Genomic DNA, 12,508 nt, shown 5'->3' with positions numbered 1-12,508 from the left:
TACTTCGCTTGGTTATTCAGCAAAATTATAGAAGAATATCATCAATTTAAAATATCATGACTAATTTATCACGACGTAACTTGTCCTTCTAAAGCGACCCTTTGATTTAAGCGTTGCAGTTGTAATAAAACATGTCGCCATTTTAAAAGCTGCGTTGCAAGAGTATCTTCAGTGGCATCCATTTGTAATGTGTTGTAAATAAAACTTAAACCCAAGTCTGCAAATTGTTGGGCAAGATCATTGAGTTTAATCTGGTCATCGCGATCAAATTGAGAACGCCCGGTATTGGCATAAAACTCAAGTAATGACTGTGTTTCTAAAACCAACATCTCTAAAGCAGACAGATGCTGTTGTTTTTGCCATTGTTTTTTTTGTTCCAGAAGTTTTTCAATTCGTCCTGTGATCAGTTCAGCCAAACTACTTTTCTTTTGTATGGGATGGTCATAGTCGAGACTAAAAATTTTTAAGCCTTTCGGGGATTGCCAAATCACGCTACATGGAATGAATTGCAACTGTTGCTGTGTTGTTTCAACACGTACCAAAGTCGCAAGAATTTTTTCATTTTGGATAAGATGAGTCAGATGTTTAATTCGAACACGATATTCTGGTTCGATCGGGATCACTAATTTCAACCCAATGTCTTGTTGATCGGTTACACGATATTCAAAATACTGTTCAAGCTCGTTAAGTTCAGGTGCATTGATATGACGATGACGCAACAGGACATAACGTGATTTGAGTTGTTCAAGACTTGAGTGGGGGACAAGTATCTTGTGTAAAGTTTCCCATTGAGATATGCCGATATTCATCTGGTCCAAATCAGAAATGGTCAACTCATTAAACGAACCTTTCTGTAAAAAGCGGGTATCCGTACTTGCACTGAGCTGAGTCTCTGAACTTGATTTTGCATGCGTCAGCTCCAACTGATGTTGTAATAAAAAGCTTAAAGAGCTTCCCCAAATTCCAGTATTGGCAGCACTGTGCATATCAAAAGTGCGGTCTAAATGATTTGCTCTGGCTTGAGTGACTTCTTTGAGCTGTTGTTCAGAAACATCCCAAAAGCAGACGGTTAAGCCATGTGCACCACTTTCGGTACTCCACCATTCACAACCGAGTGGAATCAAATGTGCAATCGTTTCATTTTGATAATCACGTTTTACAACACCACGCAGTTTGGCTAAAGCTTCTGTTTGAAACTCCGGATTTAAAGACTCAATTTCTGAAAGTGCGGTCAGATAAGCATATAGATGTGCCAACTGATTATAAATCTGTTGCTCATCAACCTGTACATCGTCCTCTAAAAATTGTCGCATCGTGCCATGTAGTGCACGTAATAAACTCCCAAGGCGAGGAAGATTTTGAGCTCGTGCCTGCATATTTAAAATATGCAGTGACATGGCGCTTTCTTTTGCAAGATGGGATAAACCCTGTTGAATAAAGTGCTGACAAATTATTTTAAGTTCTTCGATGAATTCACGATCATCTAAAGAAAGGTGTTGGCTCGAGTGGTGTTGCTGCTCGCTTAACTCGATCGACCATTGCCATTTTTCTGGTGCATGTTGTAAAAAGAAGTAGGCAACACATGCTAAATGTGCTGCAATTTTTTGTTTACCATTGATTTCTGACAAGATGCCTTCAAATCCAGTTGCAGGGTAGAGGAGAACGGGATCGGAACTTAAATCTGTAAGAAAAGAAATTTTGTTGGTCTGAATGTCAATCTGACACTGTTCAGGTTGTGCCAACCAGTTTTGAATAAATTCATAAGCCAAACGGATATTGGCTTTGCCTGCCTGCTTTTGAATCTTGTTTGGATCAAAGTTTAAAAGTTTTTCTTTTGCAGATAGAGTGTTTTGCCCGACTGCTGTAGTTGCTGAGTGCGTATGCTGCTGAGGTGGGCTTTCAGTCGAATTTTCAAACTTATAATCTGATGAACAGTCTTGAGAACTGTCAATGGTTGAAAAGTGTGAGACATTTTCTTGAACCCATAAAATACTGGTTAAGATATGTTTGCAACAACCTTGGGCAGAACAATTACATTGAGCCTTGGTGATGCCTGCCTCAGGCAACTGAACTTCGCATTCTTCCACTTTAAATAACAGTTGATCAGCACTTTGTCGGAGTAATTCAACATCATTGAGTGCTTTGTGTGCTCGTCTTAATAAGCCTGCATTACTGTGCATGATCAGGCTGTCTTCATCGTATTGGGAATATATCTGCCAACTCATTGCATTACCTCTGCAAACCAAGTTGCTAAATGTTCGGGAGTCATTGCGGCAATTTGCATACCGCGTTCTTGAAGTTTTTGCGCCATATTGCTGTCATAGACGGGATTGGCAGCCTGATCGAGTGCCGCAAGTCCCAGTAATTTACAACCTTGTTGGTGAAGTTGACTGGTGGTATTCAGCATCTGTTGCACAGAAGCTCCTTCTTCAAAATCACTGATCAAAACTAAAATACTGCGTTGAGACTGTTTAATTTTCTTTTGGCAGTACTGTAAGGCCTGGCCAATATTGGTTCCGCCACCAAGTTGCATGGTGAGTAGAACCTCGACAGGGTCATGTGCCAAATGGCTAAGGTCAACGATTTGAGTATCAAACAGAATCAGACTGATATTTACCGCAGGCAGTGCAGCTAAAATACTGGCACAGATGGCTGCATACATAATGGAGTCCATCATCGAGCCACTTTGGTCAACACACAGAACAATTTCCCAAGGCAAATGCTTCTGTACACGTGCGTTAAAATAAGGTGTTTGAATAATCAGTTTCTGTAAATCAGGTTGATAGTTTTTCAGATTGGACTGAATGGTGCGTTTCCAGTCAAAATTCTGTGCTTGTTTGAGGTGTGAACGTTTAAAACGATTACGACGACCCTGTAAGGCTTGTAGAAATTGAGCTCGAATTTTTTGAAGTAATTCTTCAACCACCTTTCGAATTAATTCACGGATCGCCTCTTTCATCTCTGTGCTTAAACGACCACGCATACTCAGCAAGGCTTTGGCTACCGCTGGATTAGGTTCAAGCTGTCGTACATGTTCAGGATTCTTAAATAACTCAGTCAGCTCATAACGTTCAATCGCTTGCTTTTGCATGCGTTCAAAAGTTGATTTTGGAAAAAGTTTACGACTTTGATTCAGCCAATTAATCGCATTCAATTGGGATGCTTCTAAACCACCATGACGGTTTTTCCCCTGTTGGATGCCTCGACGTTTATATTCATTTTGATAGAGATAATCGAGATTGCGTTCAAGCTTCAATTGCTCACCAGACAGCGTAGCAGCAGATAAATTTTGATCTGCATATCGACCCAACATCAGGCGCCATCGGCGAGCTTGATCCACTGCATCGAGAGTAAGCTGAGTGTCTGAGTTGTCATGTTGATTTTGTTCAGGAGGCAATGGGCTCATGAGTTTGCTCCCTGCTGTTTAGACGAGTGTTGTTTTGAGTGGGTTGCCCAGTGCTCTAAATGGTCATATGTAAATATTTTCTGAAGTTGTTGGTTTAGTTGAACGCCTTGTAAAACATCCTGTTCACTAATATGACTCAACACCTGATCCAGAATGGTGTCATTGCCAAGCCCTGTGGTTTGAGCGATAAATCTAGACACCTGAGTACTTTGCTTAGGCGTGAGCTGACTAAAGATATAACGTAAATCAGGCAGAATCTGAATAAAGGTCTCTTCAGTCCAATGACTGACCAATTGATGCAATGCATCAATTGCTACTTTTGATTGTACAAAGATCTCAGGTGCAATAAAAAACATGCCATGTAAATACTGCACCGAGTTTTCTGGAGAACTGCCTACAGCAAAAGCCAGTTGTAAGTACTGCTGCAGCTGTTGTTGCTCAATCTGATGATCTAAAAATTGTAAGGTATGCAGCGCACCTTTCAGCGCGTTAAGATGGAATTCATCCAGTTTTGTTGGATCAATCTGTTCATACATCAAACTCAATAAATCGAAGGTTTGAGTCTTAAATGCATGATGTTCAAGCTGCATCTTCTGTTGTCGGATGTTTAAAATCAGTTGATGTAAGGTTTTCAGACTTTTCAGGTTTTGTTCAATTTTTTCTTCATGTGTATCATAAAGTTGATCAAGTAAAAAACAGGCTTGATAGACAGCAAAACTTAAACTTTTCAATAGCATCTGTTCGGGGAGGTTGAGCAAACTGCGACCATGCCACAAATAATAGAGTTGTTGTGCTGCACCAATCACTGAAGCCAAGTTTTGATCGCTTTCAAGATATCCATCGAGTTGCTGATTCAACAGTTTCAAATGCTGCTTTAATCCCAAACGGCAGGCGAGAGCCAGCAATTTGGCAGTTTCAAATGCGGATTGCCCCATACCCTGTTGCTCATTTTCTTGCTGCAACTTGAGCATTTTAATCAATGCAATCTGTTCAAGCTGATTGCCCATTTCAGCCAGTTCAATCAAGCGTGCTTCAACACTAGGTGTCCAAGCATAACGCCATTCCTCGAATAGAAGATCCAAGCTTGCGCCTTGCACAAAATCAGGTCCTGAAATACATTGCGCAAAATGACAGTCGACAAACGCCAATAAATGCAGATATTGGCTGATTTCTTGATGCAGTGGCTTACGATAAATATCCAGTTTTCGATGACGTAAAATGGTGTCATTGATATTAAAGCGGTAAGCCTTAATTTGTTGATAGGTATTTTGAAGTAAAGCTGGGCTATGTTGATTCTGCGCAACTTTGCCAAGTCGCTGTCCACCTAAAAACTGAAAAATATGGGTAAATAGATGCTGTTGTCCGTCATCCATTTCACCTTTGATCAGTGCAGACTGTAATGCATCGAGTAAATCATAACGGCTGGGTTGATTGTGCCCACGCAGTACCGCCAATTGCCATGCGATTTCCGCAGTATTTTTAAGTGCGATATAGGGGGTGACATCAAGTGCATTCTGTTGATTTAAAAAATGGCACAACTCATTTAGGTACTGAAAAAAATGTTGTTGTGGGTCTGTCTGTGATGGAGTGTTCTGCGTATTTAAATGTTGCCAGTATTGCTGATAATAGGCAGGTGAGGGCATTCCTGAAGCGTAACCATTTAACGCATCGAGACGATCAAAACTATAGCGAATCAGCCACGCTTGTTCTTGCCACTTTTGGGTTGAACCTTGAACAATAAAACGTTCAGCCTGAGCGCTATTACTCAAATTTTCAATTAAGGCAATACTATGAAACCCGCCTGTCACCACTAAAACTTTGTGTTTTGGGTTCATCACCTTTTGGATACAATTCCACATGACGTCTTCGCGGTGTAAAGAGGCTTCTTGTAACAGAACTTCTCGTTCATAATCCAGTCGTGCCAATGAGCACCACACAAACACATCATTAAAAAACTGTTGTGCTTGTTGTAGTTGACTGGCGCTTTGTAATTCAAATAAATGATCCCAAAGCTCGTCATGGTTTCGACAATGCATGCTTTCAGCAAGTTTTTGAATATATTGACTATGTGCAAAATAGCGTTCAGACATCAAACTTTTTTGTTGCCAGTCAACATTCTTTTGCTGACTTTTTAAAATGCTTTGTTCAGCCCAATCCAAGTCAATAAACTTAACCTCTGCATGTTGTTGTTTCGCCTCTTGAATCGCCACCCATTCTGGTGAATACTCACAAAAAGGAAAATAGGCAGAAAAAATCTCAGGCTGAGATTGATTGGCTTGATCTGTTTCATCCTCTTTCAAGCGAGATGGGGATACCATATTGTGAAATTGTGCTTGCGCAAAGATCGCAATTGGTGGTTCGGTGGCTTGATCTTGTAAACTTTGGATTAAAAACTCAAAACTGCCTGGTGCTTCAATCAATATATGCGTGGGTTTAATTTCATTGATGTATTGTTTCAAAGCAAAAGCGCAGGCTGGACTATGATGGCGAATAGGTGCAAAGAACACATTTTGCTGTGCTAATTGTTGTTTTAGGTGAAATGCTTGTTTTAATCGTGAGGGCATTTCATCAATGACTGTGTTTAGGTCCAGTGATTGCATCATTAAAACTCTCGACTGGCTTCATAAAAACTTTTCCAATCATCGTCTTTACGTGCACGTTCTTTGACTACCGTGTCTAGATAATAACGCAGGCGTTTGGCATCATCTGGATTATCCTTAAATACCACACCAACCAACTGTTGTGCGATATGTTCTGCCTTTAGAATGCCGTCACTCAGATAGATCGCTTGAAGTCCAGCAGCATGGGCAATATTTACTGCTTCGGCTGTAGACATGACCGCGTCAGGTGTTTTTAAGGTTGCCCCTTGTAGACTTTGCCCAGTTCTTAATTCATTGAAAATAGTGACCAATAGCTCAATGATTTGTGGGCGAATCTGAATCTCTTGGTAAAGCTCTGCAAGCTGCTGTTTCAATTGTAATCCAACCAATTCAATCTCAAACTTTCGATCACGGATCGCTTTGACTGTTTCAAAATTAAAACGGCGTTTCAATGCGGCAGACATCTCATGCACACCACGGTCACGTAAGTTGGCTGTGGCAATGATATTAAAACCCTGAGTAGCCGCTAGGTTAAAATCTTGCCCCATTTCTGGAATCATCATTTGTTTTTCTGAAAGTAACGACACCAAAACGTCTTGAATTTCAGGTGGGCAACGGGTGATTTCTTCAAATCGTACAATTTGACCATTTTTCATGGCGTGGAATAAGGGGGATGGAATCAGTGATTTTTCAGTAGGACCTTCTGACAACAGCAGGGCATAGTTCCATGAGTATTTAATGTGGTCTTCGGTTGTACCCGCAGTTCCTTGTATGGTGAGATGAGAGTTTCCAGAGATCGCTGCACTGAACAGTTCTGAAAGCATGGACTTCGCCGTACCCGGTTCACCGACCAACATCAGTCCTTGATTTCCCATCAACGTCACTAGGGCACGGTCAACAAGCGCATCGTCACCATAAAACTTCTTCTGAATATCAAGTTTGTGATCACCTAAAATAAATGAACGGACCGCATAAGCAGAAAGTTGCCAGCCTGCTGGTTTTCTGTGCTGATCCTGTTCTTTCAAACGTTCTAGTTCTGCTTGATATTTTTGTTCTGAACTGTATTTAATTTGATTCTGTAAATTCTGTTTCATAATCATGGAGTAAATATATTTGGAAGAATAAAACTATCATAACTGGCAAAAGCCAAGATCACCACCCGTTCAATTGTTGTTCGCGACAAATTGTGACATCTATCTGTTAATCTTATGGTTTATCCTGAAATAAATTGATTTTATCGCCATTGGGTGGCGTTCAGATTGTTTATAATTGTATCGTATACTGATCTGTACTGAAATTTTATGAAATAGTGATTGTATTGGTGAATGATTCGGTACATTAATGTATGGGGCTGTTGCTGATTTCATCTTAGGTGAGTCGTCAGCAGACTCAGGATACATGTCTTAGTATTTAATATAAACATAGTTACAGAGGATGCAGATGGTAAATTCCAATAAAAAACATTCAAGCGGACTTATTTCAAATGCTTTTGGTGTAGCAAAAAAACTCAGTGAAACGGGTTTAAATGTGCTTCAGCATGTCGCGCCAGGAACAGTCAGCAAGCTTACACATAGCCCTCAAGCAGACTCAGTTGTTCAAGGTACAGCACAAGAAAAAAACGCTTTTGAGCGTAAAAAATATGAAAACCCTCAGCAAATGATGCGTGAGCATTTGCCCAACGTAACTGGCAAACTTTTAGGAAAGCATTCAAAAAAAATTAATCATGTTGCTTCATTTATCTCACCGGACTTGAACGATAAATTATCCGACTTTCTTTTTGACAAACTCAATGATTTCGTCTCTGAGTTGACTTCTGTCGAGTCTGTATTAAAAGAGGTTGGTGCAAAAAATCTGGCAGAACTCAGTCAAGATACTGATCGTTCACGACGGATCAGTACTGCATTAGCCAATCAAAATAAAATTATCGCCGCAATTCAAGGTACATTGACGGGTGCGGTTGGTGGCGTGGGTACGCTTATTGATATTCCTGCTTCCCTGGCTCTGGCACTACGCAGTGTTTATCATACGGGTCGGGCCTATGGTTTTGAGTTGCAGGCGAAAGATCATACAGTTGTCGAATATATTTTTAAACAGATTGATTTGGGAACTGTCGCTGAAAAGCAGGCATTGATTGCAGCGATTCGAACATTTGCAGGTGTTTTGCAAACTCATAATGTCAATCAACTTCAGCAATTACTAGGTTCAGCAAATGATGCAGAGCTGCTCAAAAAATGGATTGCCAATGAAGATGGTTCATTTAAATTATCTTGGATGAATAATCTTCCTCAGTTTAATCTTTTGACGCGTTTAACACCTTTAGCCACGATGGGAATCAGTGCTGTATATAGTTGGAAACTGGTAGATGATGCAACAGAGCAGGCTCAAATTGTTTTTTCGGGAGCACGTCAATATTTACTTCAGCATCCTGATCAAACAATTGATACTCTAGAGGCTTATGAGCAGTTTGCTCAATTGTTGTCTCATGCCAATCCACTGCTTCTAGCGGACTCCTCGCAAAAGACTGATCCACAGAAATCTGATGCACAAGATGCACAAATTGAAAACAAAACGATTACTCAAGTTGAAGTGAAAGAAAAATCCAGTGAGAGGGATGTTGTTTCAAATCCTGTCGAAAAAGTTGAGCAGGGAATTCAGAAATTAGCTGATACGCATATTGAAAAGAACGCATCTGAACAATCGGATGAAAAATCGATTCAAGCAAAACCTCGCCGCAATGTACAGAAAAAACCGGCAACATCAACCTCAATGCCTGAGGTAAAGACAACCACAGCCGCAAAAACTGTAACAAAAAAGCGTACACCTGCGAAATCGAAAGTCAGTGCTGAAAATACGGTAAAAAGCACTGAAAAAAACGTAGAAGCTACTGATAAAAAATCAGAAAATAAGCTGAATTAAGTTTGCTGGGTTTTATCGGCAAAGTTCGAAATGGTCAATATTTGACAGTACGTTGAATATTGACCATTTTTACATCTTGGCTTACAATTGCATGCCCTCAAAAAGTGGTAATTTTTTGAGGCTTTTTATTAACGGGAGAATTGCCATATGGCAACAACAAATCAGTTGATCCGTAAGGGTCGTACAACTTTGGTTGAAAAATCAAAAGTTCCTGCGTTGAAGGCTTGTCCACAACGTCGTGGTGTTTGTACACGTGTTTATACAACTACACCTAAAAAACCTAACTCAGCAATGCGTAAAGTTTGCCGTGTTCGCTTAACTTCAGGTTTCGAAGTTTCTAGCTATATCGGTGGTGAAGGTCATAACCTGCAAGAGCACAGTGTTGTTCTTATCCGTGGTGGTCGTGTTAAAGACTTACCGGGTGTACGTTACCATACCGTTCGTGGTTCTTTGGACTGTGCTGGTGTTAAAGATCGTAACCAGTCTCGTTCAAAATACGGTGCTAAACGTCCTAAGAAATAATCTTTCGAGATTAGCTTCTTAAGCAGATAGAACCGCAATCCTTTATCGTCTCGCTTGTCTGATTTCTGCATTAATTTTGTGAAATTCAAGCGACGTGTAGTAAGGCCAGCGAATAGCACATGACACTTTGTGCTCATGCTGGATAAACCTGAAGTGTCATATTTATAGGTAGATTAAAATGCCAAGACGTCGCGTAGTTGCTGCTCGTGAAATCCTTCCGGATCCTAAGTTCAGTAGCCAAACAATCGCTAAATTCATGAACCACGTAATGCAAGATGGTAAAAAGTCTATTGCTGAAAGTATCGTTTACGGTGCTTTAGACCGCGTTCAAGAAAAAAACAAAGTTGACCCAGTTGAATTTTTTGAGACTACTCTTGAAAAAGTTCGTCCTATGGTCGAAGTAAAAGCACGCCGTGTTGGTGGTGCTACTTATCAAGTACCTATGGAAGTACGCCCATCCCGTCGTACTGCCTTGGCTATGCGTTGGTTAGTAGATGCTGCTGCTAAGCGTTCTGAAAAAACTATGGCGTTACGTCTTGCTGGTGAGTTGCTTGATGCAGCTGAAGGCAAAGGCGCAGCGATCAAAAAACGTGAAGATGTGCACCGTATGGCTGAAGCTAACAAAGCCTTCTCTCACTACCGCTTCTAAGCGGCTAAAACAGTCCCTTATCAGGAGAATACTCATGCGTATTGCAGCTCGATTTAACATCGCCCTCTACCAAAGTGGGGGATTTGCGGGTATTTAAGTTGCCCATTACGTATTGAGTATCCGTACGCATCAATGCTTCATTGGTGCGTCCTGTTTTAAACAACAAAATTTAGGAATGCAAGAAATCATGGCTCGTCAAACCCCAATTTCTCGTTATCGTAACATTGGTATTTCTGCGCACATTGATGCTGGTAAAACCACGACTACAGAACGTATTTTGTTCTACACAGGTGTATCTCACAAAATCGGTGAAGTACATGATGGTGCAGCAACAATGGACTGGATGGAACAAGAGCAAGAACGTGGTATTACAATCACTTCAGCTGCTACGACTACATTCTGGTCAGGTATGAGTAAACAGTTCCCTGAACACCGTATCAACGTAATCGATACACCGGGACACGTAGACTTCACAATCGAAGTTGAACGTTCTATGCGTGTTCTTGATGGTGCTTGTATGGTTTACTGTGCTGTAGGTGGTGTACAACCTCAGTCTGAAACTGTATGGCGTCAAGCGAACAAATACCAAGTACCTCGTTTAGCATTCGTGAACAAGATGGACCGTACAGGTGCAAACTTCTTCCGTGTTGTTGAACAAATGAAAACACGTCTTGGTGCACATCCTGTACCTATCGTTGTTCCAATCGGTGCTGAAGAAAACTTCCAAGGTGTTATCGACCTGATCGAAATGAAAGCGATCATTTGGGACGAAGCTTCTCAAGGTATGAAGTTCGAATACGGCGATATTCCAGCTGATCTTCAAGCGACTGCTGAAGAATGGCGTACAAACATGGTTGAAGCTGCTGCTGAAGCTTCTGAAGAGTTAATGGACAAATACCTTGAAAATGGTGATCTTGACAAAGAAGACATCGTTAAAGGTCTACGTGTTCAAACATTAGCTTGTCAAATTCAACCAATGCTTTGTGGTACAGCGTTCAAAAACAAAGGTGTTCAACGTATGTTGGATGCTGTAATTGAATTCTTGCCATCACCTACAGAAGTGAAAGCGATTGAAGGTGTACTTGACGATAAAGCTGAAACTAAAGCTGTTCGTGAAGCATCTGACGAAGCTCCATTCTCTGCATTGGCGTTCAAAATCATGAACGACAAGTTCGTAGGTAACTTGACATTCGTACGTGTTTATTCTGGTGTTCTTAAACAAGGTGATTCTGTTTATAACCCAGTTAAATCTAAACGTGAGCGTATTGGTCGTATCGTGCAAATGCACGCAAACGATCGTCAAGACGTTGAAGAAATCCGTGCGGGTGATATCGCTGCGTGTGTAGGTCTTAAAGACGTAACTACAGGTGATACACTTTGTGATGAGAAAAATGTCATCACACTTGAGCGTATGGAATTCCCTGAGCCAGTAATTGCACTTGCAGTTGAGCCAAAAACTAAAGCTGACCAAGAAAAAATGTCAATTGCTTTAGGTCGTTTGGCGAAAGAAGATCCATCGTTCCGTGTTCGCACAGACGAAGAATCTGGTCAAACAATTATTGCGGGTATGGGTGAGCTTCACCTTGACATCATCGTTGACCGTATGAAACGTGAATTCGGTGTTGAAGCGAACATTGGTAAACCAATGGTTGCTTACCGTGAGACAATCAAAAAGTCTGTTGAACAAGAAGGTAAATTCGTTCGTCAAACTGGTGGTAAAGGTAAATTCGGTCACGTATACGTACGTTTAGAGCCGCTTGATCCTGAAGCTGGTAAAGAATACGAATTCGCTGAAGAAGTTGTTGGTGGTGTTGTACCTAAAGAATTCTTCGGTGCAGTTGACAAAGGTATTCAAGAACGTATGAAGAATGGTGTATTGGCTGGTTACCCTGTTGTGGGTATCAAAGCGACATTATTTGACGGTTCTTACCACGATGTCGACTCTGACGAATTATCGTTCAAAATGGCAGGTTCTTACGCATTCCGTGACGGTTTCATGAAAGCAGATCCGATCTTGCTTGAACCGATCATGAAAGTTGAAGTAGAAACTCCAGAAGACTACATGGGCGATATCATGGGTGACTTAAACCGTCGTCGTGGTATGGTTCAGGGTATGGATGACTTACCTGGCGGTACTAAAGCAATTCGTGCTGAAGTTCCACTTGCTGAGATGTTTGGTTACGCGACTCAAATGCGTTCTATGTCTCAAGGTCGTGCGACATACTCTATGGAATTTGCTAAATATGCTGAAACTCCACGTAACGTGGCTGAAGGCATCATTTCTAAATTCCAGTCTGGCGGTAAAAAAGGTGACGACGAGTAATCTTTCGATTACTATAAGCCCAAACTAATTCATAGTTAAAAACCAAGTGCTCATGCAGTGACCCTGCATGAGTAGTTAAAAAAGGAAGCTCT

Annotated in this window: 8 protein-coding genes; 4 read left to right on the top strand and 4 right to left on the bottom strand. The window is 41.0% G+C overall.

The genetic code is table 11. The features are described 5' to 3' along the window. Window positions 1–68: 68 nt before the first annotated feature. Genes OSH00_RS16980 through OSH00_RS16965 form a run of 4 tightly spaced genes read right to left on the bottom strand, consistent with a single transcriptional unit; the run spans window position 69 to window position 7,100 of the window. Entirely contained in the window at window positions 69–2,225 is a 2,157-nt protein-coding gene (locus OSH00_RS16980) for a hypothetical protein (protein ID WP_266131412.1), read from the bottom strand. Next, complete coding sequence (locus OSH00_RS16975) at window positions 2,222–3,406, bottom strand: VWA domain-containing protein (RefSeq protein WP_266131411.1); 1,185 nt, start codon at window positions 3,404–3,406, stop codon at window positions 2,222–2,224. The genes OSH00_RS16980 and OSH00_RS16975 overlap by 4 nt, the downstream gene beginning before the upstream one ends. Beyond that, window positions 3,403–6,009 carry a DUF5682 family protein gene (locus OSH00_RS16970; protein ID WP_266131410.1) on the bottom strand — a complete coding sequence of 869 codons (2,607 nt, stop codon included), beginning with the start codon at window positions 6,007–6,009 and terminating at the stop codon, window positions 3,403–3,405. Before OSH00_RS16970 ends, OSH00_RS16975 begins: the two co-directional genes overlap by 4 nt. After that, window positions 6,009–7,100, bottom strand: a complete 1,092-nt coding sequence (locus OSH00_RS16965) for an ATP-binding protein (protein ID WP_266131409.1) — start codon at window positions 7,098–7,100, stop codon at window positions 6,009–6,011. The genes OSH00_RS16970 and OSH00_RS16965 overlap by 1 nt, the downstream gene beginning before the upstream one ends. Window positions 7,101–7,446: 346 nt before the next feature. Between OSH00_RS16965 and OSH00_RS16960 the strand changes: the two genes are divergently transcribed. From OSH00_RS16960 to fusA, 4 genes are all read left to right on the top strand, one after another. Then, window positions 7,447–8,922, top strand: coding sequence for an EcsC family protein (locus OSH00_RS16960; protein WP_266131408.1), 1,476 nt, complete (start codon window positions 7,447–7,449; stop codon window positions 8,920–8,922). A gap of 147 nt (window positions 8,923–9,069) precedes the next feature. Beyond that, window positions 9,070–9,444, top strand: coding sequence for a 30S ribosomal protein S12 (gene rpsL, locus OSH00_RS16955; RefSeq protein WP_000246374.1), 375 nt, complete (start codon window positions 9,070–9,072; stop codon window positions 9,442–9,444). A gap of 178 nt (window positions 9,445–9,622) precedes the next feature. Beyond that, window positions 9,623–10,093 carry a 30S ribosomal protein S7 gene (gene rpsG, locus OSH00_RS16950; RefSeq protein WP_004655203.1) on the top strand — a complete coding sequence of 157 codons (471 nt, stop codon included), beginning with the start codon at window positions 9,623–9,625 and terminating at the stop codon, window positions 10,091–10,093. Window positions 10,094–10,280: 187 nt separating this feature from the next. Beyond that, complete coding sequence (gene fusA, locus OSH00_RS16945; RefSeq protein ID WP_196076293.1) at window positions 10,281–12,416, top strand: elongation factor G; 2,136 nt, start codon at window positions 10,281–10,283, stop codon at window positions 12,414–12,416. The last annotated feature ends 92 nt before the right edge of the window (window positions 12,417–12,508 follow it).

Origin of the sequence: Acinetobacter nematophilus, from assembly GCF_026344175.1 — a bacterium.
In the GTDB taxonomy this organism is placed as follows: Bacteria; Pseudomonadota; Gammaproteobacteria; order Pseudomonadales; family Moraxellaceae; genus Acinetobacter; species Acinetobacter nematophilus.
This window is presented reverse-complemented; position numbering and strand designations above follow the sequence as displayed.